22 protein-coding genes and 1 pseudogene are annotated in these 25,590 nt (G+C 73.0%); 11 read left to right on the top strand and 12 right to left on the bottom strand.

Features of this window, described 5'->3' with window-relative positions:
- Positions 1 to 59: 59 nt before the first annotated feature.
- Positions 60 to 905 (top strand): methyltransferase domain-containing protein, encoded by an 846-nt coding sequence (locus QQY24_RS23410; RefSeq protein ID WP_301974673.1) that lies wholly within the window; start codon positions 60 to 62, stop codon positions 903 to 905.
- Here the strand turns inward: QQY24_RS23410 and QQY24_RS23415 are convergent.
- The gene (locus QQY24_RS23415) at positions 892 to 1,863 is read right to left on the bottom strand and encodes a carbohydrate kinase family protein (RefSeq protein ID WP_301974674.1); all 972 of its coding nucleotides are present in this window, start codon (positions 1,861 to 1,863) and stop codon (positions 892 to 894) included. The genes QQY24_RS23410 and QQY24_RS23415 overlap by 14 nt on opposite strands.
- Positions 1,848 to 2,756 carry a pseudouridine-5'-phosphate glycosidase gene (locus tag QQY24_RS23420; RefSeq protein WP_301974675.1) on the bottom strand — a complete coding sequence of 303 codons (909 nt, stop codon included), beginning with the start codon at positions 2,754 to 2,756 and terminating at the stop codon, positions 1,848 to 1,850. Before QQY24_RS23420 ends, QQY24_RS23415 begins: the two co-directional genes overlap by 16 nt.
- A gap of 99 nt (positions 2,757 to 2,855) precedes the next feature.
- On the opposite strand from QQY24_RS23420, the gene QQY24_RS23425 reads away from it, so the two are divergent.
- Positions 2,856 to 3,284, top strand: coding sequence for a VOC family protein (locus tag QQY24_RS23425; protein WP_301974676.1), 429 nt, complete (start codon positions 2,856 to 2,858; stop codon positions 3,282 to 3,284).
- A gap of 23 nt (positions 3,285 to 3,307) precedes the next feature.
- Here QQY24_RS23425 and QQY24_RS23430 read toward each other — a convergent pair whose 3' ends face one another.
- Positions 3,308 to 3,862, bottom strand: a complete 555-nt coding sequence (locus QQY24_RS23430) for a methylated-DNA--[protein]-cysteine S-methyltransferase (RefSeq protein ID WP_301974677.1) — start codon at positions 3,860 to 3,862, stop codon at positions 3,308 to 3,310.
- Between the two features lie 45 nt (positions 3,863 to 3,907).
- On the bottom strand, positions 3,908 to 4,777 hold the full coding sequence (locus tag QQY24_RS23435; protein WP_301974678.1) for a glycerophosphodiester phosphodiesterase family protein: 870 nt from the start codon (positions 4,775 to 4,777) through the stop codon (positions 3,908 to 3,910).
- A gap of 277 nt (positions 4,778 to 5,054) precedes the next feature.
- On the opposite strand from QQY24_RS23435, the gene QQY24_RS23440 reads away from it, so the two are divergent.
- The 7 genes and pseudogenes from QQY24_RS23440 to aroQ all read left to right on the top strand — a co-directional run bounded on the left by QQY24_RS23440 (position 5,055) and on the right by aroQ (position 13,926).
- Positions 5,055 to 5,942, top strand: a complete 888-nt coding sequence (locus tag QQY24_RS23440) for an MHYT domain-containing protein (RefSeq protein WP_301974679.1) — start codon at positions 5,055 to 5,057, stop codon at positions 5,940 to 5,942.
- A gap of 40 nt (positions 5,943 to 5,982) precedes the next feature.
- Entirely contained in the window at positions 5,983 to 8,139 is a 2,157-nt protein-coding gene (gene uvrB / locus QQY24_RS23445) for an excinuclease ABC subunit UvrB (protein ID WP_301974680.1), read from the top strand.
- A gap of 153 nt (positions 8,140 to 8,292) precedes the next feature.
- On the top strand, positions 8,293 to 8,871 hold the full coding sequence (locus QQY24_RS23450) for a TerD family protein (protein ID WP_301974681.1): 579 nt from the start codon (positions 8,293 to 8,295) through the stop codon (positions 8,869 to 8,871).
- Positions 8,872 to 8,926: 55 nt separating this feature from the next.
- A pseudogene (locus tag QQY24_RS23455) lies at positions 8,927 to 10,820 on the top strand (TerD family protein).
- 222 nt (positions 10,821 to 11,042) lie between these two features.
- Entirely contained in the window at positions 11,043 to 12,050 is a 1,008-nt protein-coding gene (locus QQY24_RS23460; protein ID WP_301974682.1) for a TerC family protein, read from the top strand.
- A gap of 144 nt (positions 12,051 to 12,194) precedes the next feature.
- Positions 12,195 to 13,295 carry a calcium:proton antiporter gene (locus QQY24_RS23465; protein ID WP_301974683.1) on the top strand — a complete coding sequence of 367 codons (1,101 nt, stop codon included), beginning with the start codon at positions 12,195 to 12,197 and terminating at the stop codon, positions 13,293 to 13,295.
- 157 nt (positions 13,296 to 13,452) lie between these two features.
- Positions 13,453 to 13,926, top strand: coding sequence for a type II 3-dehydroquinate dehydratase (gene aroQ / locus QQY24_RS23470; protein WP_301974684.1), 474 nt, complete (start codon positions 13,453 to 13,455; stop codon positions 13,924 to 13,926).
- 11 nt (positions 13,927 to 13,937) lie between these two features.
- On the opposite strand, the gene QQY24_RS23475 is transcribed toward aroQ, so the two are convergent.
- From QQY24_RS23475 to QQY24_RS23495, 5 genes are all read right to left on the bottom strand, one after another.
- A complete protein-coding gene (locus QQY24_RS23475) occupies positions 13,938 to 14,705 on the bottom strand; it encodes an amino acid ABC transporter ATP-binding protein (RefSeq protein WP_301974685.1) in 768 nt (255 codons plus the stop codon).
- Positions 14,702 to 15,637, bottom strand: coding sequence for an amino acid ABC transporter permease (locus QQY24_RS23480; protein ID WP_301974686.1), 936 nt, complete (start codon positions 15,635 to 15,637; stop codon positions 14,702 to 14,704). The genes QQY24_RS23475 and QQY24_RS23480 overlap by 4 nt, the downstream gene beginning before the upstream one ends.
- Positions 15,634 to 16,518: an ABC transporter substrate-binding protein gene (locus tag QQY24_RS23485; RefSeq protein WP_301974687.1), complete on the bottom strand. Its 885-nt coding sequence runs from the start codon at positions 16,516 to 16,518 to the stop codon at positions 15,634 to 15,636. The genes QQY24_RS23480 and QQY24_RS23485 overlap by 4 nt, the downstream gene beginning before the upstream one ends.
- Before the next feature lie 286 nt (positions 16,519 to 16,804).
- Positions 16,805 to 17,461 (bottom strand): MBL fold metallo-hydrolase, encoded by a 657-nt coding sequence (locus QQY24_RS23490; RefSeq protein ID WP_301974688.1) that lies wholly within the window; start codon positions 17,459 to 17,461, stop codon positions 16,805 to 16,807.
- Positions 17,462 to 17,506: 45 nt separating this feature from the next.
- Positions 17,507 to 18,196, bottom strand: a complete 690-nt coding sequence (locus QQY24_RS23495) for a maleylpyruvate isomerase family mycothiol-dependent enzyme (RefSeq protein ID WP_301974689.1) — start codon at positions 18,194 to 18,196, stop codon at positions 17,507 to 17,509.
- A 224-nt stretch (positions 18,197 to 18,420) separates the two neighbouring features.
- Between QQY24_RS23495 and uvrA the strand changes: the two genes are divergently transcribed.
- On the top strand, positions 18,421 to 21,447 hold the full coding sequence (gene uvrA, locus QQY24_RS23500; RefSeq protein ID WP_301974690.1) for an excinuclease ABC subunit UvrA: 3,027 nt from the start codon (positions 18,421 to 18,423) through the stop codon (positions 21,445 to 21,447).
- Positions 21,448 to 21,607: 160 nt separating this feature from the next.
- On the opposite strand, the gene QQY24_RS23505 is transcribed toward uvrA, so the two are convergent.
- On the bottom strand, positions 21,608 to 22,519 hold the full coding sequence (locus tag QQY24_RS23505) for a carbohydrate kinase (protein WP_301974691.1): 912 nt from the start codon (positions 22,517 to 22,519) through the stop codon (positions 21,608 to 21,610).
- Positions 22,516 to 23,730 (bottom strand): LacI family DNA-binding transcriptional regulator, encoded by a 1,215-nt coding sequence (locus QQY24_RS23510; protein ID WP_301974692.1) that lies wholly within the window; start codon positions 23,728 to 23,730, stop codon positions 22,516 to 22,518. The genes QQY24_RS23505 and QQY24_RS23510 overlap by 4 nt, the downstream gene beginning before the upstream one ends.
- Positions 23,731 to 23,988: 258 nt before the next feature.
- Here QQY24_RS23510 and QQY24_RS23515 point away from each other — a divergent pair, with 258 nt between their 5' ends.
- A complete protein-coding gene (locus QQY24_RS23515) occupies positions 23,989 to 24,414 on the top strand; it encodes a Rieske (2Fe-2S) protein (protein WP_301974693.1) in 426 nt (141 codons plus the stop codon).
- Positions 24,415 to 24,440: 26 nt separating this feature from the next.
- Here the strand turns inward: QQY24_RS23515 and QQY24_RS23520 are convergent, their stop codons facing one another.
- Positions 24,441 to 25,394 carry a hypothetical protein gene (locus QQY24_RS23520; RefSeq protein WP_301974694.1) on the bottom strand — a complete coding sequence of 318 codons (954 nt, stop codon included), beginning with the start codon at positions 25,392 to 25,394 and terminating at the stop codon, positions 24,441 to 24,443.
- Between the last annotated feature and the right edge of the window lie 196 nt (positions 25,395 to 25,590).

The following is a 25,590-nucleotide window of genomic DNA, read 5'->3' on the forward strand; positions in this document are numbered from 1 at the left end:
CGCCTGTGGACGACGCCCCGTCCGCCACGGACGCCCCGGGCGACCGGGATGATCGCCGTATGACACAGGACGACGGGTACCTCCTGAACAACCGGCAGAACGAGGCGGGACGGCGCTTCGACGCCCTCGCCGCCCTCTTCGACCCCACGACGTTCCGGCACCTGGAGGGACTGGGAGCGGGACCCGGACGGCGCTGCTGGGAGGTCGGGGCGGGCGGCACTTCCGTGGTGTCCTGGCTCGCCGGGAGGGTCGGCCCGACCGGGAGGGTCGTCGCCACCGACATCGACACCTCGCGGCTCGCCGCCGCGGCCCGTCCGCCGGTCGAGGTGCGCGTCCACGACGTGGGGGCCGAGGAGCCGCCCGGGGAGGACTTCGACCTGGTCCACGCCCGGCTGGTCCTCGTCCACGTCCCGGACCGGGAAAGGGCGTTGCGGTCCATGGTCAAGGCGCTGCGGCCCGGCGGACGACTGCTGGTCGAGGACGCCGACCCGGCCCTCCAGCCACTGATCTGCCCCGATGAGCACGGCCCGGAGCAGCGGCTCGCCAATCGGCTGCGGCAGGGCTTCCGCGAGCTCCTCGCGGAACGCGGTGCCGATCTGGCCTACGGCCGCAAGCTGCCCCGCCTGCTCCGCGAGGCCGGACTGCACGAGGTGGGGGCCGACGCCTACTTCCCCGTCGCCTCGCCGGCCTGCACGGCCCTGGAGGCCGCGACCGTCCGTCAGATCCGCGGCCGGCTCGTCACCGCGGGCCTGGCCACCGACGAGGACGTCGACCGCCACCTCGCCAACGTCGAGGCAGGCGGCATGGACCTGGTCACCGCCCCACTGGTCTCGGCCTGGGGACGCAAGGGCCGGGAACCGGTACTCCGGGCGGGGGCCCCCGGGGGCCCGGTCACCCGTGCCTGAACGCCCCGCCGCCCCGGGGCCCGGCCGCCCCGCCCGGACGCGGTGGACGGCCCCCCACGCGCTCCACCGCCCGCGCGCCCGCTTCGCACCCCCGCGCCGCCGCCTCCCGCGGATCCGCGCCCGCGCCCAGCGCGGCGAGGAACGCGCCGGTGAAGGCGTCCCCGGCGCCCGTGGTGTCCTGCGGGGACGCCGGCACGGCGGGTACGCGGGCGAGCACGGTGCCGCAGCGGGCCACCAGGGCACCCTGCGCACCCGACCTGGCCACCACCAGCGGGACGAGCCGGCTCAGCCCGGCCGCCGCGTCCGCCCAGTCCGGCAGTCCGGTCAGCAGACACGCCTCGTCCCGGCTGGGCAGGAGCACGTCCAGGCCGCCCGCGAACGCCAGGAAGCGGTCCACCCCCAGCCGCGCGAGGAAGCCCGCCGACGCCGGATCCAGGCTGACCGGCACCCCCCGCGCGCGTGCCGCCGCGAGCGCCACCTCCGCCAGCGCCCGGCTCGGCTCGGCGAACAGCAGGTAGCCCGACAGGTGCAGCCGGGCCACTCCGTCGAGCAACGTGTCCGACCAGTCGGCGGGTTCGAGTCGCAGGGACGCCCCGCTGTCGGTGAGGAAGGTGCGCTCGGCCGACGCCCCCGCGTCGACCAGGCAGATCACCGTGCCGGTCGTCGCCTCCGCATCGACCACCAGCCGGGGCCGCACCCCGGCCGCCAGCAGCTCCCTCTCGTGCCACCGCGCGGCGTCCGCGCCCACCCGGCCCAGCAGCCGTACGTCCGCGCAGCCCGCGTGGGCGGCCCAGCAGGCCACGTTGGCGCCCGCACCGCCGGGCAGCGTACGGATCACGGCGGCCGTGTCGGTGCCCGTGGCGAGCGGACCCCGGTGCCGGACCACGACGTCGGTGACGACGTCCCCCACCACCAGCAGTGCCCCGTTCCGCCGGCCCGCCGTCACCTCCGGGCCCACGCCGTGGCGATCCGGGCCGCCAGCCGGACGTTGCCGCGCACCGCCGCCAGGTTGGCGCGGAGCGAGGCGCCGTCCGTGTGCCGGACCAGGTGGTCGAGGAGGAACGGCGTGACCGCCTGGCCGGTGATCCCCTCCTCCGCGCAGGCGCGCAGCGCGTCGGCGAGCACGCGCGCGTGCAGCGCGGGATCGAGTTGCTGCTCCTCCGGGACGGGGTTGGCGACGATCAGCGCCGACTCCCGCCCGCCGAGCCCGTCCTGTGCCCGCATGACCTCGGCCACCTGCTCCGGAGTGCGCAGCGTCCAGTCGACGGGATGGCCGGAGTCGGACAGGTAGAAGCCGGGGAACCGGTCGGTCCGGTACCCGGCGACGGTCACACCCAGCGTCTCCAGGCGCTGCAGGGTCGCCGGCACGTCCAGGATCGACTTCACGCCCGCGCACACCACGGTGATCCGGGTCCGTGCCAGCAACCCCAGGTCGGCGGACTCGTCCTGCGTGAGCGTCCACTCCCGGTGCACGCCGCCCAGTCCGCCCGTGGCGAACACCCGGACGCCGGCCAGTGCCGCCAGCTGTGCCGTCGCCGACACCGTGGTCGCCCCGCTCGCCCCCACGGCCACGGCCGGCGGAAGGTCGCGGTGGCCCAGCTTGCGGATGCCGTCCCCACCGGCGATCCGCTCCAACTGGTCCTCGTCCAGGCCGACGCGGGGGCGGCCGTCGAGCACGGCGACGGTCGCGGGCACGGCGCCCTCCCGCCGCACCGCGTCCTCCAGTTCCAGCGCCACCCGCAGATTGCGCGGACGGGGCAGCCCGTGCGCGATGATCGTGGACTCCAGGGCGACCACCGGCCGCCGCGCGCCGATCGCTTCCCGGACCTCTTCCGACACCACCAGCACCACGTGCCCGCCTCCCGTCCGCCGCTCCTTCCTCATCCCTGGCGGGCGGAACGCCGGGCCAAACGCTTGCGGCCCCCGGGGCACGCCATCAGCCTGGACCGCATGACGAACAACACCACGCGCCTCGACCACGTCGTCCTGTGGGTGTCCGACCCCGTCGCCGCGGCCGGCTTCTACGAGGACGCCGTCGGCCTGGAGCCCCTCAGGGTCGCCGAGTTCACCGGGGGAGAGGTGTCGTTCCCCTCCGTGCGCGTCAACGAGGAGACCATCCTGGACCTGGCCCCGCGCGCCCTCGCCGACCGCATGACCGTGCTTCCCGGCTCCGCCGGCAGCGCGGGCCACCCCGTCAACCACGTCTGCCTGGCACTTCCGTCCGAGGGCTTCGACGCCCTGCGCGCCCGCCTCGACGCACACGGCGTCCCCATGACCGGCATCGGGCACGACTCCTACGGCGCCCGCGGGAACGCCCTGCGCAGCTTCTACTTCCGGGACCCGGACGGCAACGTCGTGGAGGCCCGGCACTACGCGTAACCGGCCCCGGACGGCCGGAGCCGTCAGAACAGCGGCTCGGGCAGCACGCCCTCCAGGGCGAGCAGCTTCCGCTTGGTCTCCAGACCGCCGCCGAAACCGCCGATGCGGCCGTCGCGCTCCACCACCCGGTGGCACGGCACGACGACCGGCAGCGGGTTGGCACCCATCGCGGCACCCACCGCCTGCGCCCCGCCCGGCTGCCCGACCCGGTCGGCCAGGTCGCCGTACCCCACCACCGTGCCGTACGGCACGCCGGCGGCCAGCTCGCGCAGCACCCGCCGGTTGAAGCCCGAGATCAGCGACCAGTCCAGCGGCAGGTCGAAGTCGTGGCGCAGGCCCGCCAGGTACGCCTCGACCTGCCGTACCGCCTCGGCCAGCACGGGTGCGCCCGGGTCCTCGACGGGCTCGGTGCCCAGCCGGGCCGCCAGCCGCTCCAGCGCCCGGTCCCGCACCGCGTCCGTGGCGTGGAAGACGATGTTGACCAGGCCGTCACGGGTGGCCGCCAGCATCAGCGGGCCGATGCCGGTGCCCACGACCGTCCACCCGACCCGCCGCTCGTCCTGCTCAGGGCTGTCCATGCGCCCACGGTACGGCCCGCCACCGACAACGCCCGCCGCCCCGGCTCAGTCCGCGCCCAGGGCCGCCCGCACCACCTCGGGTTCGTTGGTGATGATCCCGTCGACGCCGTAGCCCGCGACCCGCCGGGCGGACGCCGCGTCGTCCACCGTCCAGGCGAACACCCCGAGCGCCTTGCCGTGCGGCCCCTCGAAGCCGTGCACGGCGGAGACGTAGGCGGCGGACACCGATGCGTACGAGGGATTGACCAGGTCGGCGAAGACCGCGTACCGGGGGAGCTCGGTCACGGCCGGCCGGCCGAGGTAGGCGGTGGTGACGGCCGGTTTCAGTTCGTGGACGGTCCGCACGCTGTCCGCGCTGAAGCTCTGCACGACCAGCCGCTCCAGGTGGTCCCGGTCCAGCCAGCCCTCGTTGCCGAGGAGCTTGAGGGTCTGCTGCTCGACACCGGGGTACAGCTCCGGGTTCTTGATCTCCAGGAGGAGCTTCTCGTGGTTGTGCTCGACCCGGCGCAGGTACTCCGTCAGGGTCGGCACACGCGTGCCCGCGTACGCGGGGGAGAACCAGCTGCCCGCGTCCAGCCGGGCGATCTCGGCGGCGGTGAAGTCCTTCACCTTCCACGGCGCCCGCCCGGGGAAGACCTCCTCCGCGTTCGTGGTGCGTTCCAGGCTGTCGTCGTGGATGACGACCAGTTCACCGTCCCTGGTGCGCTGGACGTCGTTCTCGACCCAGGAGAAGCCCAGCTCCGCCGCCTTGTCGATGGAGGCCAGGGTGTTCTCGGGGGCGTGGGACGAGGCCCCCCGGTGGGCGATCACCGTGGGGGCGCCGACCTCGCCCGCCCGGGCGTCGGGCACCGGGCTCAGCAGGGCGGCCGCTCCCAGGACGGCGGCGGCCGCGGTGGCGCCTGCGCGCGCGTGCATGCGTACTCCTCGCGTCGAGCGAATACCGACGGCACCAGCTTGACAGCAGAGGGTGAACGCCACGCGGGTGCGGGACGGCCACAGGGGGAAGGGAGGCGCACGGGTGCGCTCACCGGTACACCACATCTGCGGCAGGAGCGTGCTTCTTTGCCGGATAATCGTTCGACCGTTCCGGTGGGGTCATAGTCTCTGCGGCACCCCGGCCGCTCCCGCGGCGCCGGAACGGGGGCACGTCGCAGGGATCTTCGAACGCAGGAAAGCGGGAGGGCAGCCGCGCATGCAGGGCACGGTCGACGGAATCAGCTACGGGGTGGTCACCCCGCTGGTGGCCTATCTGATGGCCTGCCTCGGCGGCGCCCTCGGCCTGCGCTGCACCACACGGTCCCTGCTGGTCACACATGCCCGGCGCCCCGCCTGGCTGGCCCTCGGGTCGGCCGCGATCGGCTCCGGCATCTGGACGATGCACTTCATCGCCATGATGGGCTTCACCATCGACGGGACGTCCATCCGCTACGACGAACCGATGACCTACGCGAGCCTGGGCCTCGCCATCGGCATGGTGGGTGTGGGCGTCTTCATCGTCGGCTACCGGGGCGCCAGCGGCACCGCCCTGTTCACCGGCGGCACGATCACCGGTCTGGGCGTCGCCTCGATGCACTACCTCGGCATGGCGAGCATGCACTTCGGCGGGCGGTTCACCTACGACACCCTCACCGTCGCGGCCTCCGTCGTCATCGCCGTCGTCGCCGCCACTGCCGCCCTGTGGGCGGCCGGACGCGTCCGGGGCTTCCTGTGGAGCGTGGGGGCGAGCCTCGTCATGGGGCTCGCCGTCAGCGGCATGCACTACACCGGCATGGCCGCGCTCAGCGTCCACCTGCACGGCGCCCCCGGCGCCCCCGCGGGCGGCCCGACGACCACGCCGCTCGCGCCGATGCTGATCGGCCCGCTGGCCTTCCTGCTCCTCGCCGGCGTCGTCGTGCTGTTCGATCCGCTCATGGTCACGGGCGGGCCGGGCCGGGCCGTCATCGAGCACAAACCGGGCGTCCCGGCCGCCGCCCTCGCCGCCCGCCCGGACCGCCACGCGCCGCACCACCCCGGCCGGCGGCCGGTCCACCACCCCGCGCACCCCGCGCACCACGGCTCCCGCACCCCGCAGAACCGCTGACCGGGGCAGGTTGTCGGTGGGGGGCCGTACGGTGGATGGCATGCGGCCCGTTTCCCACATCGAACGCACGGTGGCGCCCTTCGAGGTCGTCAGCCCCTACCAGCCCAGCGGTGACCAGCCGGCGGCCATCGCCGAGCTGGCCAAGCGCGTGGAGGCCGGCGAGAAGGACGTCGTCCTGCTCGGCGCGACCGGCACCGGCAAGTCCGCCACCACCGCGTGGATGATCGAAAGACTCCAGCGCCCCACCCTGGTCATGGCGCCGAACAAGACGCTGGCCGCCCAGCTGGCCAACGAGTTCCGCGAGCTGCTGCCGAACAACGCGGTCGAGTACTTCGTCTCGTACTACGACTACTACCAGCCCGAGGCCTACGTCCCCCAGTCGGACACCTACATCGAGAAGGACTCCTCGATCAACGAGGAGGTCGAACGGCTGCGCCACTCGGCGACGAACTCGCTGCTCACCCGCCGTGACGTCGTCGTGGTCGCCTCCGTCTCCTGCATCTACGGCCTCGGCACCCCCCAGGAGTACGTGGACCGGATGGTCCCCCTCCGGGTCGGCGACGAGATCGACCGGGACGAGCTGCTGCGCCGCTTCGTCGACATCCAGTACACCCGCAACGACCTGGCCTTCACCCGGGGCACCTTCCGGGTCCGCGGCGACACCATCGAGATCTTCCCGGTCTACGAGGAGCTGGCCGTCCGCATCGAGATGTTCGGTGACGAGATCGAGGCGCTGTCCACGCTGCACCCGCTCACCGGCGAGATCATCAGCGACGACCGGCAGCTGTACGTCTTCCCCGCCTCCCACTACGTCGCCGGCCCCGAACGCATGGAGCGGGCCGTCAACGGCATCGAGAAGGAGCTGGGGGAGCGCCTCGCCGAGCTGGAGAAGCAGGGCAGGCTCCTGGAGGCGCAGCGCCTGCGGATGCGCACCACGTACGACATCGAGATGCTCCGGCAGATCGGCACCTGCTCCGGCGTGGAGAACTACTCGATGCACTTCGACGGCCGCCTGCCCGGCTCCCCGCCCAACACCCTGCTGGACTACTTCCCGGACGACTTCCTGCTCGTCATCGACGAGTCGCACGTGACCGTCCCGCAGATCGGCGCCATGTACGAAGGTGACGCCTCCCGCAAGCGCACCCTGGTCGACCACGGCTTCCGGCTGCCCTCCGCACTGGACAACCGCCCCCTGAAGTGGGAGGAGTTCCAGGAACGCATCGATCAGACCGTCTACCTGTCGGCGACCCCGGGCACCTACGAGCTGTCCCGCGCGGACGGCGTGGTCGAGCAGATCATCCGCCCGACCGGCCTGGTCGACCCCCAGGTCGTGGTCAAGCCCACCGAGGGCCAGATCGACGACCTGGTGCACGAGATCCGCAAGCGCACCGAGAAGGACGAGCGCGTCCTCGTCACCACGCTCACCAAGAAGATGGCCGAGGACCTCACCGACTACTTCCTGGAACTCGGCATCCAGGTGCGCTACCTGCACAGCGACGTGGACACCCTCCGCCGGATCGAGCTGCTGCGCGAACTGCGCTCCGGCGAGTTCGACGTCCTGGTGGGCATCAACCTCCTGCGCGAGGGCCTCGACCTGCCCGAGGTGTCCCTGGTCGCCATCCTGGACGCCGACAAGGAGGGCTTCCTGCGCTCCGGGACCTCGCTGATCCAGACCATCGGCCGCGCGGCGCGCAACGTCTCCGGCGAGGTCCACATGTACGCCGACAAGATCACGCCGGCGATGGAGAAGGCCATCGACGAGACCAACCGGCGCCGGGAGAAGCAGGTCGCCTACAACACGGCCAACGGCATCGACCCGCAGCCGTTGCGCAAGAAGATCAACGACATCGTCGCGCAGATCGCCCGCGAGGAGGTCGACACCGAACAGCTCCTCGACTCCGGGTACCGCAAGCTGAAGGACGGCAAGGGCGCCAAGGCACCCGTGCCGGCGCTCGGCGGGAAGGCGGCCGCGGGCGCGAAGGCCGGCGGGACCGCCAGGTCCGCCAAGGGCGGGGCCACGGCCACGGTGCCCACGGACCGTCCCGCGGCCGAGCTCGCCGAGCAGATCGAGGCGATGACGGAGCGCATGCGGGCGGCCGCCGCGGAGCTCCACTTCGAGGTTGCCGCCCGGCTGCGCGACGAGGTCTCCGAGATGAAGAAGGAGCTGCGCCAGATGCGCGAGGCGGGACTGGGCTGACCCCCGCCGCCGTGCCGGCACCGGCCCGCGCGCAGTGTTGCAACACCGCCACAAAGCGCGGGCCGGGCCTCGGCGCCGCCGGTGCCGCTGCGTAGGGTTCTGGACAGCCGCGCGGTGCGCGGCAACAGGGGAACACCGAGAGGGGAATCAGCCGTGACCGTCAACATGACCAAGGGTCAGGCCATCAGCCTGGAGAAGAAGGACGGGGCCACCCTGACCGCGGTCCGCATGGGTCTCGGCTGGCGGGCGGCCAAGCGGCGCGGTCTGTTCGGCTCCCGCACGCGCGAGATCGACCTGGACGCCTCGGCGGTGCTGTTCGCCGGGAAGGAGCCGGTCGACGTGGTCTTCTTCCGTCACCTGGTGAGCGACGACGGCTCCGTGCGCCACACCGGTGACAACCTCGTCGGCGGCGTCGGCCAAGGCGGTGACGACGAGGCCGTCCTCGTGGACCTGCAGCGCGTCCCGGTCCACGTCGACCAGATCGTCTTCACCGTGAACTCCTTCACCGGCCAGACCTTCCAGGAGGTGGAGAACGCCTTCTGCCGTCTCGTGGACGAGACCAACGGCCAGGAACTCGCCCGCTACACGCTGGCCGGCGGCGGCCAGTACACCGCCCAGATCATGGCGAAGGTGCACCGGTCCGGCTCCGGCTGGACGATGACCGCCCTGGGAGCCCCGGCCAACGGCCGCACCTTCCAGGACCTCATGCCGGCGATCCAGCCGCACCTGTAGGACCGGCGCCCGCCCGTGCGGCACGCACGACATCGGACATGAGGGGGCGTCGGCGATGACGGCCGAGCTGGTGCGGGGGCAGAACCACCCGCTGTCCCGGATCCGTCTGGAGATCCGGATCTCGGCCGCGGTACCGGTGCTCACGGGGGCCACGCTCGGCGACGAGCACGGCAGGGTGCCGGACGCGCGGTGGGTGGCCCGTCCCGGCGCCCCCGCACTGCCCGGGCTCGAGGTCGGCGGGCAGTCCGCCACCGATCACCGCCTGGCCGTCGACCTGGCCGCCCTGCCCGAGGCGGTCCACCGGGTCTCCGTGCTGATCGCCCTGCCCGCACACCCGGCCGGTCCGCTCCGGTTCGGCGCGGTCGCCGCCCCGACGGTCCACGTCACCGGCGTCGACGGCACCGGGATCGCCCGCTTCCCCCTCACCGGTCTGGACGAGGAGTCGGCCGTCGTCGCCCTGGAGCTGTACCGGCGGCAGGGCGCCTGGAGGATACGCGCGGTCGGCCAGGGCTACGCGCACGGCCTCACCGCCCTCCTCGCCGACCAGGGGCTGTCCGGCGCCGGCGAACTCGCGGCGGCCGTCCAGGAGGCGGCGGCACGCGGTCCGGCCCCCGCGGTGCCGGCACCGCCCCCGGACCTTCCGGGCGCGGTGACGCCGCGGCCGGCGCAGCCGTACGGCCACCGGGAACCGCCCGGCTCCCACGGTCCGCACCGCACGCGGGCACCGGGGGGAGTCTGCCGACCACACCCGTCCCGGCCGCCGCGCACCCGCCGCACCGCCCGCGCCCGCCGCCTCCCCCGCTCCGGGCGGGCAGCCCGGAGACCCCGTCGCGGGAGACGCGGTGGGCTGGTCGATGGAGGAGCGCCTGTACAACCAGGTCTGGGGGATGTTCGAGGACCTGGCCCGTACGACGGCGGCCTACCGCGGCGCCGTCGCCTTCGCCGACTCCCGCCTGGACGAGGAACTCGGCCAGGCCCTCGCCGACCCGCGCAGCCGCCTCGGCACCGCGGGCGACACCGCACGCGAGGCGGCCCGTGCCCGCCGCACCCAGCTGGTGGGCCGGGCACGGGAGGCCCTCGACCGGGACCTGGCCCAGCTCACCGCCGAGTCGCAGGTGGTGGAACCCGCGCTCCCGCCGGCGTACGCCCGTTGGGACGCCCCGGTCTGGCACGGCTACCGCGTTCCGGCCGAACCGGCGATGGCCCTCAGGCTCGGCGATCTCCACCTTCCCGAGAGCGCGTCCCTGCGCATCCCGATGCTGGTCGGGCTCCCGCTGCAGCGAGGTCTGTGGATCGACAGCGGGCCCGCGGCGGGAGCCGACGGCACCGTCCCGGGCCCCGCCGAGCTGCGCCGGCTCGCCATGGAGGCGGCGGTGGCACTCGTGGTCCGGCTGCTCGCCGTCCATCCGGCGGGGCAGTTCGCCGTGGAAGCCGTCGACCCGGCGGGGTGCGGTGCCCGGGCGCTGCTGCCGCTGACCCGCTCCGGTGCTCTGGCGGCACCGCCCGCGACCGGTGTCACCGGGGTGGCGGACGTCCTGGAACGGCTCGTCCGACGTGTCGACCTGGTGCAGATGGCGGTCCGCGCAGGCGCGGCCGGATCACTGCCGGTGGGCGTCGGGACCGCCGGGCACCTGCTGGTGGTCAACGACTTCCCGCACGGCTTCGACGACCGGGCCGTGATCCGGCTGCGCCATCTCGCCGACGAGGGCCCGGCCGCCGGCGTCCACCTGCTGCTGGTCGCCGACCGCGGGGACGCCGCGGCCCGCGGCCCCTCGGCCGACCCGCTGTGGCGTTCGCTCCTGCGACTCACACCGGTGCCCGACGACCACGTGGCCGACCCGTGGATCGGCCACGCGTGGACCTACGAGCCCTCACTCGTGCCGCCCGGCAGCGGGGTCCTGCAGCATGTGCTCACTCGGGTGACCCAAGGCCGCACCAAGGGTAAGTAAAGTCCATCTGAGCAGGTGATTTGGGGTTTCCTCGCCGATCACTTTACCTTTTCTTGGTGATTCGGGTACTGTTTCACCTACGGAGGGGAGTACTCCCTGAGTGCGGCGCACCCGTCAGTACGGATCCACGCGGATCCCGGGGCGCCGGCCCGAAGCGGGTGGAGGAGACCTCCGGCAGCGACAGCGCTGATGTGTTCGCCGTTACGCAATGCCGGAGGTGCAGTGAACGTTTCACCGACCCTGTGGGTCCTGACCATCGCGGGCCTTGCCGCCCTGATCGCGGTCGACTTCCTCATCGGGCGCAAGCCCCATGACGTGTCGGTCAAGGAAGCCGGGATCTGGACCGGCGTCTGGATCGCCCTGGCCGGTCTCTTCGGCCTCGGGCTGCTGCTCTTCGGCGGCGGCCGGCCCGCCGGGGAGTTCTTCGCGGGCTTCATCACCGAGAAGTCCCTGAGCGTCGACAACCTCTTCGTCTTCGTCCTGATCATGGCGAAGTTCGCCGTGCCCACGCAGTACCAGCAGCGGGTCCTGCTCGTCGGCGTCCTCATGGCCCTGGTCCTGCGCGCCGTCTTCATCGCCGCGGGCGCCGCCATCATCACCAGTTTCTCGTGGGTGTTCTTCCTCTTCGGCGCCTTCCTGATCTGGACCGCCTGGAAGCTCATCCAGGAGGCGCGCGCCGAGGAGGAGGACGAGGAGTACGAGGAGAACAGGCTGCTGAAGGCCGCCGAGCGGAAGTTCGGCGTGGCCGACCGCTACCACGGCACCAAGCTGTGGATCCAGCAGAACGGCAAGCGGGTCATGACCCCGATGCTGGTCGTGATGCTCGCCATCGGCACCACGGACGTGCTGTTCGCGCTGGACTCCATTCCGGCGATCTTCGGCCTCACCCAGGACCCGTACATCGTCTTCACCGCGAACGCCTTCGCCCTGATGGGGCTGCGGCAGCTGTACTTCCTCATAGGCGGCCTGCTGAAGAAGCTGGTCCACCTCTCCTACGGTCTGTCGGTCATCCTCGGCTTCATCGGCGTCAAGCTGGTGCTGCACGCGCTGCACGAGGCAGGCGTCCACGTCCCCGAGATCAGCATCCCGGTCTCGCTCGGCGTCATCTGCGCGGTCCTGGTCGTCACCACCGTCACCAGTCTCGTCGCCACCCGGAAGCAGGCGGAGCAGGCCGAGGGCGAGACGGAGCGTAGCGGTGACGGCGCCGCGAAGGACCGCGTAGACGCCTGACCGCACCGAACGCGGAACCACGAATCCGCGGGGGCGCGGCCGGACCGGCGGACGCCCCCGCGCGGTGAGGTGAAAGGCCGGACGGGAGCCGGGAAAGGCGGCGGACGGAATGCGGAGCCCGTGCGCATCTGTCACCATCGCTGCATGATCACTCGGCTCGGGGTGTTCGCCGCGCGGTGGACGCTCCTCGTCCCGGTGCTCGCGGTGGTCCTGCTCGTCCTCACCTGGGGCCGTGATCTGTCGGGCGTGCTGGTCGTCCTGGTCACCCTGGTTCTCGCGGGATCCGTCCTCGCAGCGGTCCACCACGCGGAGGTGGTCGCCCACCGCGTGGGCGAACCCTTCGGCTCCCTGGTGCTCGCCGTCGCCGTCACGATCATCGAAGTGGCCCTGATCGTCACTCTCATGGCCGACGGCGGCGACAAGAGCTCCACCCTGGCCCGGGACACCGTCTTCGCCGCCGTGATGATCACCTGCAACGGAGTCGTCGGCCTCTGCCTCCTCGTGGCCTCCCTGCGGCACGGGACCGCGGTGTTCAACCCGGAGGGCACCGGGGCCGCCCTGGCCACCGTCGCGACCCTCGCCACGCTCAGCCTGGTGCTGCCCACCTTCACCACGAGCAAGCCCGGCCCCGAGTTCTCCACCGTGCAGCTGACCTTCGCCGCGCTGTCCTCACTGATCCTCTACGGCCTGTTCGTGGCCACCCAGACCGTCCGGCACCGCGACTACTTCCTCCCGGTCACCCGGCAGGGCGCGGTCGTCACCGTGGACGACCACGCCCGCCCCCCGACGGCGCGCGCCGCCCGGACCGGCCTCGTCCTGCTCGGCCTCGCCCTGGTCGGCGTGGTCGGCCTCGCCAAGAGCGTGTCGCCCACCATCGAGTCCGGTGTGCAGGCGGCGGGCCTGCACCAAGCGGTCGTCGGTGTGGTCATCGCCCTGCTCGTGCTGCTGCCCGAGACGATCGCCGCGCTGCGCTCCGCCCGTCGGGACCGGGTCCAGACCAGCCTCAACCTCGCGCTCGGCTCGGCGATGGCCAGCATCGGCCTGACCATCCCCGCCGTGGCCCTGGCCTCCGTCTGGCTGTCCGGACCCCTCGTCCTGGGCCTGGGTCCCACCCACATGCTGCTGTTCGCGCTGACGGTGCTGATCAGCTCCCTGACGGTGGTCCCCGGCCGGGCCACACCCCTGCAGGGCGGTGTCCACCTCGTCCTGTTCGCGGCCTACCTGGAACTGGCGGTCAATCCGTAGCGCGCCCGTCCGGCCCGTCACCGGCCCCGCCCGCCGGGAGGCCGCCGACCGTGCCCGGCAGGGCCAGCCGGTGGCGGGACCGTCCGCGCCGGGACCGTGATAGACCGGGTCCGAGCAGCGGTCGCAGACGCACCGCCCCGAACGGACCGGAGGAACCGTGCCCCGCACCCTGGCCAACGCCCCGATCATGATCCTCAACGGGCCCAACCTGAACCTCCTCGGCCGGCGCCAGCCCGAGATCTACGGCAAGGACACCCTCGCCGACATCGAGGCCATGTGCGCCAAGGCGGCGGCCGCGCACGGCGGCACGGTGGACTTCCGGCAGTCCAACCACGAGGGCGAGCTGGTCGACTGGATCCACGAGGCACGGCTCGGGCACTGCGGGATCGTCATCAACCCCGCCGCCTACACCCACACCTCGGTGGCGATCCTGGACGCGCTCAACACCTGCGACGGCATGCCCGTGGTGGAGGTCCACCTCTCCAACGTCCACCAGCGCGAGTCGTTCCGGCACCACTCGTACGTCTCGCTGCGCGCCGACGGCGTCATCGCGGGCTGCGGGGCGCAGGGCTACGTGTTCGGCGTCGAGCGGGTCGCCGCCCTGGCGGGGGCGGCGCGGGCCGACGCGTAGCCCCGCGGCGCCTACAGGCGGCCGGCCTCCACGATCCGCCGCAGGAAGCGCCGCGTCCGCTCCTGCTGCGGGTCGCCGAAGACCTGGTCCGCCGTGCCCCGCTCCCCCACGACCCCTCCGTCCAGGAAGCACACCTGGTCGGCGACGTCCCGGGCGAAGCCCATCTCGTGCGTCGCCAGCACCATGGTCATGCCCTCGGCCTTCAGACCACGGACCACGTCCAGCACCTCGCCGACGAGCTCGGGGTCGAGTGCGGCGGTGATCTCGTCGAGCAGCAGCAGCCGGGGCCGCACGGCGAGGGCGCGCACGATGGCCACGCGCTGCTGCTGGCCGCCGCTCAGCCGGTCCGGGTAGGCGTTCGCCCTTCCACCCAGCCCGAGGCGCTCCAGCAGCTCCCTGGCCCGCTCCTCGGCCCGGGCGCGGGGGACGCCGTGCACCCGGCGCGGAGCGAGCGTGACGTTGTCCAGCACGGTCATGTGCGGGAAGAGGTTGTACGCCTGGAAGACCACGCCGATCCGGCGCCGCACCGCGTCCTGGTCGGCGCGCGGACCGGTGATCTCCTCGCCGTCCAGCCAGATCGCGCCGTCGTCGACCTCCTCCAGGAGGCCGGCGCACCGCAGCAGCGTGGACTTGCCCGACCCCGAGGCGCCGATCAGCGCCGTCACCGTGTGCGGGGCGACCTCCAGGTCGACGTCCCGCAGCACGACCGAGCCCGCGAAGGTCTTGCGGACGGATTCCATCCGCAGCACGGGGCCGCCGCCCCGGGGTGTCGTACTCATGCCGGTCCTCCCTGGGCCCGCTGCCGGTCCATCCGGGCCGTCACCCAGTCCGTGAAACGGGTCATCGGGATGGTCAGCGCCACGAACACCAGCCCCGCGACGATGTACGGCGTGTAGTTGAGGCTCCGGCCCACGATGATGTCGGCCGCCCGCACGGCGTCCACCGCGCCGCCGATCGACACCAGACCGGTGTCCTTCTGCAGCGACATCAGGTCGTTGAGCAGCGGCGGCACCTGGCGGCGCACCGCCTGGGGCAGCACGACGTGGCGCAGGGTCTGGCGGTTGGTCAGCCCCAGGGAGCGGGCCGCGGCGCGCTGCGAGGGGTGGACGGACTCGATGCCGGCCCGGAACACCTCGGCCACGTAGGCCGCGTACGTCAGTGTCAGCGCGGTGCCGCCCAGCAGTACCGGGTCGACGGTCACGCCCTGCAGCCGCAGTGCGGGCACGCCCAGGACCACGATCATCAGGTTGATGATCAGCGGCAGGCCGCGGAAGAAGTCGGTGTACGCCGCGGCCAGCACCCGCAGCGGGAAGAACACCGGGCCGCGCAGCGTCCGTGCGACGGCGACCAGCATGCCCAGGACCAGGACGGCGGGGCCGCAGACGCACAGGAGGCGGACGTTCAGCCACAGCCCCTGGAGGACCTTCGGCAACGCCTCGCGCGCGTAGCGCGCGCTGAGGAACGTCTGCTCGGTGCGCGGCCAGCCCGGCGCGCCGACGACGACCAGATACAGCACGGCGGCCGTGACGAGCGTCGAGAGCGCCGCGACGGCGGTGGCGCGGCGGGCACGGATCCGCTTGTGGCGCTCCCGCTCCAGCCGCCGTGCGGAGGGCACGTAGCCGTCGTCGGCGCCCGCGGCGCCGCCGGCCGTCTTCGTCTCCCCCCTGCCGTCCGCCCCGTCCCGGCCGGACCCGCCCCCGACGACCGTCACTTGAGCACCGGGGCGTCGACCGCGTCGGAGAGCCACCGCTTCTCGATCCCGGCCAGGGTGCCGTCCTCGCGCAGGGCGTCGACGGCGCCGGACACGCACGGCGTGAGCGCGCTGCCCTTGTCGAGCACGAGCCCGAACTGCTCGGGCGAGCCGCCCCGGTTCTCGAACTGGCCGACGATCTCCGCGTCCGTCACCTCGGTGGCGGTGATGTAGAAGGCGGTCGGCAGATCGGTGACCACGGCGTCGACCTGACCGTTCCTCAGCGCCGACTTGGCCTGGTCGTTCTTGGCGTACACGGCGGCCTGCCGCCCGGGCTTCACCACGCCGGTGATGTAGTCGAGGCTCGTGGTGCCCACCTGAGCGCCCAGCCTGAGGCCCCTCAGGTCCGCGATGCTCCTCGCCCCGGCGGCCTTGCCGCCCTTCAGCGCGATGACGGCCTGGCGCACGTCGTAGTAGCCGGACGAGAAGTCCACGGCCTTCCTGCGCTCGGCGCTGATCGACACCTGGTTGATGTCGAAGTCGAAGGTCTTCGCACCCGGCGCGAACGCCTTGTTGAAGGGCACGCTCTGCCAGACCACCGCGTCCTTGCCGTACCCCAGCCGCTTCGCCACGGCGTAGGCGACCGCCGACTCGAAGCCCTTGCCGTTCGCGGGCCTGCCGTCCCTGAACCACGGCTCGTACGCCGGTTCGTCCGTCGCGATCGTCAGCCTGCCGGGCGTCTTGGTGGCCGGCCCGCCTCCGGCACAGCTCTTCGCGGCCGGCCCGGAGGCGGCGGCCGACACCTTGTCCTCGGGCTGCGGAGCACAGCCGACGGCGGTGGCGAGCAGGGCTACGGTCGCGGCGGTTACCGCGCGGCGCGGGGCGCGAAGGGCAGGACGCATGGCGGGAGATTGGCAGCGAACCCCGCGGGTGTCCAGGTCACCGCGGTGATTGTCCGCATGGTGGGAACGGGTGTTGCCGTCGTGTGAACGACGCCCGCCTGCGGCGTCCCGCCCAGGCCGCCGCAGGTGGGAGCGCCCGGCGCGTACGAGGGGGTTCACGCATCAGGGCGCGACGGGAAAAACGCACGGCGCACGAGCCCGCACGAGCGGCACACGCCGGAGGCCCGGGGCCGTGTCCCCTGCCTCCCGGACCGGCGCGCCCTGCGGGCGACGGGTGCGCTCGGCGTCACCACCCGCGCGCGTGCCACTCCGGAAGGTGCGGCCGCTCGGCGCCCAGCGAGGTGTCGTTGCCGTGCCCCGGGTACACCCAGGTCTCGTCCGGCAGCACGCCGAAGATCTTCGTCTCGACGTCGTGGATCAGGCTCGCGAACGCCTCCGGGTCCTTGCGGGTGTTGCCGACCCCGCCCGGGAAGAGGCAGTCCCCGGTGAAGACGTGCGGATGCCCGTGCGGGTCGTCGTAGACCAGCGCGATGGAGCCCGGGGTGTGCCCGACGAGGTGGCGGGCGGTGAGGCGCACCTGCCCCACCGTGATGACGTCGCCGTCGTCCACCAGGACGTCGGTGGGCACCGGGATGCCGGGGGCGTCCTCCCGGCCGGCGTACGTGCGGGCACCCGTGGCCGAGACCACCTCGGCGAGCGCCTGCCAGTGGTCGCCGTGCTGGTGCGTGGTGACGACGGACGCGATGCCGTCGTCACCGATCAGGGTGAGGAGCGTCCGCGCCTCGGCCGCGGCGTCGATCAGGAGCTGCTCGTCGGTGGCCCGGCAGCGCAGCAGGTAGGCGTTGTTCTGGAACGGGCCGACCGCGACCTTCGTGATCATCAGGTCCTTCAGCTCGTGCACGTCCGCCGGTCCGCCGACCGTGACCTCTCCGCTGTACGTCATGGCGGTCAGCCTATAGCGGGGCGGCGCCGCGGGGGCGCGGACGTGCTACAGCGGCGGGAGCGCCGGCAGGCCGCCGCCCGCCACGCTCAGCCCGGAGCCGTCGCGGCGGCCGGCGAGCCAGCCCAGCAGCTCGGCGGCCGGCCCCTCGACGCGGACCGGCCCGCCCGCCGCTTCGCCGCCGGTGCTCCAGGTCGCGCCGCCACCGGTCCGCAGCCTGGTCCCGGGCACCTCCGGGTGCCCCGCGAAACGCTGCGCGAGGAAGTCGATCTCCCGCTCCGTGAACTCCGCCGGAAGGTCCTCCAGCTCGTAGCCGATCCCGAGGTCCACGTGGTGCAGCTCGACCTCGGCCCATCGCCGGAACGGAACCCGGGCCGCGGATTCGGTCACGCCGTTGCGCAGCTCCACCGTGCGGGTCCAGTCGGCCGGCGCGTCCCCCGCCTCCTGGAAGCGGGCCGCGCTCCTGCGCACGTCGGCGAGCTGGACGTCCAGGGGCCGCGGGGCGTCCCGCTCGATGTCGGCGTCGCGCGCCTCGGCGCTCGCGTACATGGGACCGCCCTCGAAGGCGTTCACGAGCGCGTCCGCGTTGCGGGCGAGGTGGGCCAGGACGTGCCCGCGGGACCAGCCGGGCAGCCGTGACGGCTCGGCGAGCGACGCGTTGTCCAGTCGGGCGACCGCGGTGAGGAGTCGTTCGGTCGCCTCACGTACACGGGCCAGGTCGTGAGTATGGTCCATCATGCGCCCGACCCTAGTCCTGTCACACATTCGGGTGAAGGTGACGGACCTCGCCCATGATTCGAAAGCACGTGCTATATCGTCGAGGGCGGCGTCGGGCATGCTTGAGGGTCCGGGATTGTTACCCGAGTGGGAATCCGACCGGCGTTGTCAGTGGCTCCCCCTAACCTCGAAGAAGCACGGGGGCCCCGCCCCTGTCATTTCTCCAAAGAAAGGTGCGGACCGGCGTGGCCGACCGTCTCATCGTCCGTGGCGCGCGAGAGCACAATCTGAAGAACGTCTCGCTCGACCTGCCTCGTGACTCGCTCATCGTCTTCACGGGCCTGTCCGGGTCGGGTAAGTCCTCCCTGGCCTTCGACACGATCTTCGCCGAGGGCCAGCGCCGCTACGTGGAGTCGCTCTCCTCGTACGCCCGGCAGTTCCTCGGCCAGATGGACAAGCCGGACGTCGACTTCATCGAGGGTCTGTCCCCGGCCGTCTCCATCGACCAGAAGTCGACCTCGCGCAACCCGCGCTCCACGGTCGGCACCATCACCGAGGTCTACGACTACCTGCGCCTGCTCTTCGCGCGCATCGGCAAGCCGCACTGCCCCGAGTGCGGCCGCCCCATCTCCCGCCAGTCGCCGCAGGCCATCGTGGACCGGGTGCTGGAGCTGCCGGAGGGGAGCCGCTTCCAGGTGCTGTCGCCGCTGGTGCGCGAGCGCAAGGGAGAGTTCGTCGACCTCTTCGCCGACCTGCAGACCAAGGGCTACTCCCGCGCGCGCGTGGACGGACGGACGGCCCAGCTCTCCGAGCCGCCGGTCCTGAAGAAGCAGGAGAAGCACACCATCGAGGTGGTCGTGGACCGCCTCACGGTGAAGGACTCCGCCAAGCGCCGCCTCACCGACTCCGTCGAGACCGCCCTCGGGCTGTCCGGCGGCATGGTCGTGCTCGACTTCGTCGACCTGCCCGAGGACGACCCCGAGCGCGAGCGCATGTTCTCGGAGCACTTGTACTGCCCCTACGACGACCTGTCCTTCGAGGAGCTGGAGCCGCGCTCCTTCTCCTTCAACTCGCCCTTCGGCGCCTGCCCCGAGTGCACCGGCATCGGCACCCGCATGGAGGTCGACCCGGAGCTGATCGTCCCGGACGAGGACAAGACCCTGGACGAGGGCGCCATCCACCCCTGGTCGCACGGGCACACCAAGGACTACTTCGACCGCCAGATCCACGCCCTGGCGTCCGCGCTCGGCTTCCGTACGGACATCCCGTTCGCCGGCCTGCCCCAGCGCGCCAGGAAGGCCCTGCTGTACGGCCACAAGACGCAGATCGAGATCCGCTACCGCAACCGGTACGGCCGCGAGCGCGTGTACATGGCCTCCTTCGAGGGCGCCGTCAACTTCGTCAAGCGCCGGCACGGCGAGGCCGAGAGCGACGCCAGCCGCGAGCGCTTCGAGGGCTACATGCGCGAGGTGCCCTGCCCCTCCTGCGAGGGCACGCGCCTGAAGCCGGTCGTCCTCGCGGTCACCGTCATGGGGAAGTCGATCGCCGAGGTCTCCGCGATGTCGATCAGCGACTGCGCGGAGTTCCTGGGCGAGCTGAAGCTGACCGCGCGCGACAAGAAGATCGCCGAGCGGGTGCTGAAGGAGGTCAACGAACGGCTGCGGTTCCTGGTCGACGTCGGCCTCGACTACCTCTCCCTGAACCGCGCGGCCGGCACGCTCTCCGGCGGCGAGGCCCAGCGCATCCGCCTGGCCACCCAGATCGGCTCCGGCCTCGTCGGCGTCCTGTACGTCCTCGACGAGCCGTCCATCGGCCTGCACCAGCGTGACAACCACCGGCTGATCGAGACCCTGGTCCGCCTGCGCGACATGGGCAACACGCTCATCGTCGTGGAGCACGACGAGGACACCATCAAGATCGCCGACTGGATCGTGGACATCGGCCCCGGTGCCGGCGAACACGGCGGCAAGGTCGTGCACAGCGGTTCGGTGAAGGAACTGCTCGCCAACACCGAGTCGCAGACCGGCCAGTACCTCTCCGGCCGCAAGGCGATCCCGCTCCCCGACGTGCGACGTGCGCAGGACCCCTCCCGCAGGCTCACCGTGCACGGCGCCCGGGAGAACAACCTGCGGGACATCGACGTGTCGTTCCCGCTGGGGGTCTTCACGGCCGTCACCGGTGTGTCCGGATCCGGCAAGTCGACGCTGGTCAACGACATCCTCTACACGCACCTGGCCCGCGAGCTGAACGGCGCCCGGACCGTCCCCGGACGGCACACGCGCGTGGAGGGCGACGACCTCGTGGACAAGGTGGTGCACGTCGACCAGTCGCCCATCGGCCGCACCCCGCGGTCCAACCCGGCGACCTACACCGGCGTCTTCGACCACGTCCGCAAGCTGTTCGCCGAGACCACCGAGGCGAAGGTCCGCGGCTACCTGCCGGGCCGCTTCTCCTTCAACGTCAAGGGCGGCCGCTGCGAGAACTGCGCCGGCGACGGCACGATCAAGATCGAGATGAACTTCCTCCCGGACGTCTACGTCCCGTGCGAGGTCTGCCACGGCGCCCGGTACAACCGGGAGACCCTGGAGGTCCACTACAAGGGCAAGTCCATCGCCGAAGTCCTGAACATGCCGATCGAAGAGGCGATGCACTTCTTCGAGGCCGTCCCGTCGATCTCCCGCCACCTCAGGACGCTCAACGACGTCGGCCTCGGGTACGTCCGGCTCGGCCAGTCCGCGACCACCCTGTCCGGCGGTGAGGCACAGCGCGTGAAGCTCGCCAGCGAGCTGCAGAAGCGCTCCACCGGCCGGACGGTCTACGTCCTGGACGAGCCGACGACCGGTCTGCACTTCGAGGACATCAGCAAGCTGCTGAAGGTCCTCTCCGGCCTGGTCGACAAGGGCAACACGGTCATCGTCATCGAGCACAACCTCGACGTGATCAAGACCGCCGACTGGGTCGTCGACATGGGGCCGGAGGGCGGTGCCGGCGGCGGCCTCGTGGTCGCCGAGGGCACGCCCGAGCAGGTCGCCGGGGTCCCGGCCAGTCACACCGGCAAGTTCCTGCGCGAAATCCTGGGCGCCGACCGCATCAGCGACGCGGAACCGGTGAAGGCACCCCGGGCCGCGGCGTCCCGGAAGACGGCCGCGGCCGCGTCGCCGGCGAAGAAGACGGTCACGGCCAAGGCCAACGGCGCGACGGCCAAGAAGGCGGCCGGAGCCACCAGGAAGGCGGCCCCCGCGAAGAAGGCGACGCGGGCGCGCAAGGACTGAACCGGTCCGAGCGCCCTGTCCCGGTGGTCCGTCGAGGAGCGGCGCCCCGCGGGAACTCCCCGCGGGGCGCCGCTCGTTCCCCTGACGCCCGTCCCGGCCCGCGGCGCGACGGGCCCCGCGAACCGCGGGTCCGGCCGCGCCGTGACAGCCGTGGTTCAGTTCACAGCTCGCCCAGCTCCGCTGCGTACGGCGGCTCGGCCCCCGCGCGCGAACAGGTGACCGCCGCCGCGCGCGCCGCGAACCGCAGCAGCCGCCCCCAGCCGTCCCCGTCCAGGGCGGCGACCGCGTCCCGGGACAGCGCGTCCTGCGCGGACAGGCCGTGCAGCAGGGCCGCGTTCACCGTGTCCCCGGCACCGATGGTGTCCACGACGTCGACCTTCTCACCCGGTACGGAGTACTCCCCGCCGTCCCGGGTGTGGGCGGTGAGGCCGTCGCCGCCCCGGGTGACGACGACGGCCGACGGTCCCGCGGCCAGCCACTCGCGCGGGGTGCCGCCCAGCCACTCGGCGTCCTCCGCGGAGAGCTTCAGCAGCGTCACCCAGGGCAGCCAGTTCCTGAAACGCGCCCGGTAGGCGTCCGCGTCCGGGATCAGCCCCGCCCGGACGTTGGGGTCGAGCGCGGTGAACAGTCCCTGCGCGGCCGCCGTCCGCATCAACTCCTCGTAGGCGCTCGCCCCCGGTTCCAGGACGAGCGAGCAGGTGCCGAAGGACACCGCGCGGGTGCCGGCGGGGAGACCGGCCGGGGCGGTGAAGAGGCGGTCGGCGGTGCCGTCGACGTAGAAGGAGTAGGCCGCCGAACCGCCGGCGTCGATCGTGGCGACCGCCAGCGTGGTCGGCTCGGGACCGCGCTGCACCTCCGACACGTCCACGCCCGCCTCCCGCAGCCCGTCCAGCAGGGCCTCCCCGAAGGCGTCGCGGGAGGTCCGGGAGCAGAAGGCGGTCGGGGAGCCGAGACGGCCGAGGGCCACGGCGGTGTTGTACGGACCGCCGCCGAGCGCCGGCTTCAGCTCCGCCAGGGCACCCCGCCCCTGCGGTACCAGGTCGATCAGTGCCTCACCGGCGACGACGATCACGAGGCGGTTCCCTTCTCGGACAACGCGGATGGTTCGGTTCGTCCGCCGGGCCCGGCCACCGGACCGGGACTGTCGGTGCCTGCGGGTGCTTCCGGGCACCCGCAGGAGCTGCGGTGGACGAAGGTGCAGGGCAGCCGGAGGAGCCGGGCGGGCCGCTCCGGCGCGGCCAGTCGGTCCAGGAGGACCCGGACGGCCCGGGCGCCGATCTCCCGGCTCGGCTGGGCGACGGCGGTCAGCCGGGGCGCGAACAGGTCGGCCCAGGCGAAGTCGTCGAAGCAGCACAGGGCGATGTCGTCCGGCACGGCCAGACCGGCGCGGCGCAGCGCGCGCAGGGCGCCGATGGTCATGGTGTTGTTCGCGGTGACCAGCGCCGTGGGCGGAGCGGGCAGCGCGAGCAAGGCGGCCGTGGCCCGCTCGGCGCCGGCCGACTCCGAGTGACCGGAGACCACGAGGTCGTCGTCGGGGACGAGACCGGCGGCGGCGAGGGCCTGCCGGTAGCCGGTGATCCGCTCACTGGTGGTGCTGAGCCCGGGCAGCCCGGCGACCAGGCCGATCCGGCGGTGGCCGAGCCCGGTGAGGTGGGTCACCAGCCGGGCCGTCGGACCGGCGTTCTCGGCGCACACCTGATCGAATCCGGCCCACCCCGGCCCGGTCGCCCCCGATCCGGAGGGCTCCGCCCCGGTCCACTCCGGACCGGCCTGTCCGAAGCCCGCTCCGGTGCCGGCCCCGTGGGTGTGCGGGGCGCCGGGGCCGTCGTGGCCGGGGGCGATCACCCGGTCCAGGAACACGGTCGGCACGGCGTGGCGGCGCAGGTAGGCCAGGAGGGCATCCGGCTGGGCGGAGGGGGCGACGATCATGCCGTCCACCCGGCGCTCGTGCAGCAGCCGGACGACCTTCCGCTCGTGTGCGGGGTCGTCGTGCGGATCGGCGATGAGCAGGCCGTAACCCGCCTCCAGGGCGGCGGCCTCGACGCCCTGGAGGATGTCCGTGAAATAGGGGTTGCTGATCGCCGACACCGCGAGGCCGATGGAGCGGGTGCGCGAGGTGACCAGGGAACGCGCGAGGGTGTTGGGGGTGTAGCCGAGGGCGTCGACGGCGTCCAGGACCGCCCGGCGGGTGTGGGGCAGCACCGGACGCGTGCCGTTGAGCACGTGGGAGACCGTCGCCACGGAGACTCCGGCGCTGCGCGCGACGTCGGCCATCGTGGCCATCGCGATCCCCCTCCCTCCGGTTCTCTCCGGCTCTTCCCGGGCCGCCGAACCCGCGATCCGGCCGATCCGGCCGCCGTGCCCTTCCGGCCGGGAAGGTATCCCATCGCCGCCTTCCGCGTAAACGCTTGCGCAAGCGTTTACGCGGAGGAGCGGAACCCGCCCGGGTCCGTCCCGCGCGGCGGGCGGCGCCCCCCTTCCGGGCCGGGCGTTCTGCCCGGGTATCGTCGGCCTGCACGCCCCCGACCCGTGGAGTCCCAGATGCCCGCCCGTTCGTCCGCGAGCCGTCGTACCGTCCTTCGAGGAGCCGCCGCGGTCCCGGTGGCCGGGCTCGCGCTCGCCGCCTGTGGGCCGGGCGACGACGCCCAGGGGGCGGCTGCCCCCACCGCGCCGGTGGACCTCGGAGCCGGGAGCGAGGTCGCCAGGGGCGGCGCGAAGCTGTACCGGGACCACAACGTGGTGGTCAGCAGGGACGCGAGCGGCGCCCTGAAGGCGTACAGCACGGTGTGCACGCACGCGGGGTGCCCCATCAACGAGCTCCGGGGCACGACCCTCGTCTGCCCGTGCCACGGCAGTGAGTTCGACGCCGTGACCGGCAAGGTGGTGCGGGCCCCGGCCACCGAACCGCTGACCGAGCTGCCGGTGAAGGCCGCCGGCGGCAGGATCATCGCCGGGCCGGGTGCCTGAGCCGGGCGGTCCCCGACGGACGCCGCCTACTCCCAGTCCCAGGCGATGCCGACCATGCCCGGCCGGATCCGGGGTTCGACCACGTGGACGCTGTGGTGCGGCCCGCTGACGGACAGCTCGTGCCGGGCGGTGCGCGGGGCCGCGGGCGAGTGCTGGCTGAAGCGGTGACAGCGCGCCGGGAGTGCGCCCGGGTCGAAGCGCACCTGGAGCGCGTACTGGCCGCCCGGGTGAGCGGAGCAGTGGACGTACTCGCGTGAGACGCCGGCCGTGCCGTCCTCGACGCCGTAGCGGAAGAGGAACGTCTCGCCGGAGCGCAGCCGGGTGCCGAAGAGGAGTTCGGCCACCAGGACGCCGGTGTCCTGGTCCAGGCGGACGCGTCCCGTGCGGCAGTTCTCCAGGGCGTGCACGGCGACGTCGTGCGGGCTGCAGCCCGGGTCGCCGTGGTGGACGGCGACGAAGCGGTGGACGCCGTCGTGGCGGGCCCGCACGATGTGGTGGGCCTCGCGGCCGGCCAGCTCGCGGCGGGCGCCGATCCGGACGCGCTCGTGGTGACCCAGGGTGCGCAGCCCGCCGTCGGCTAACCAGCCCAGCTCGCCCTGGAGCCGGTGGAGCGCGTCGGAGGCCCGGAGCAGGGAGCGGTACGTGCGGACCGCGGGACGGACACCGGCGCGCCCGCCGGGTCCGTCGGGCTCGGCGAGCAGCCGGATCAGTGACTCGTCCGGCAGCCGGAGGATCTCCTCCAGCACCCGCACGGCCCGCAGCGACTCCGGCCGCTGCGGGCGGCGGGCCCCCTGCTGCCAGTAACTGAGGCTGGTGACGCCGACCTTCACCCCGTGGCGCGACAGGTGGTGCTGCACGCGCTGCAGCGGCAGTCCGCGGGCGGCGATCGCGGCGCGCAGCGCCACGTGGAAGGGGCCGCCGCGCAGGGCCGTGTCGAGTTCCGCGGTGGGGGCGTCCGTGTGCTCGGGGGCGTGCCACATGCACAGGGGCCTTTCTGTGAGGTGTCACTACGGCTGGTCGGACCGCAGGCGCGGTGTGCGGGGCCACCCCCGTGGGCGCCGGACGCCCGCACGCGCACGCCGCGTCGGCGCGACGGCGTGCACGGCCCCGAGTTCCCCCGCATTGAAGCGTGTTGACGGGGCCCCGACAACACCGCGGGACCGGCCGCCGTGCACT

The organism is Streptomyces sp. TG1A-8 (genome assembly GCF_030499535.1).
In the GTDB taxonomy this organism is placed as follows: Bacteria; Actinomycetota; Actinomycetes; order Streptomycetales; family Streptomycetaceae; genus Streptomyces.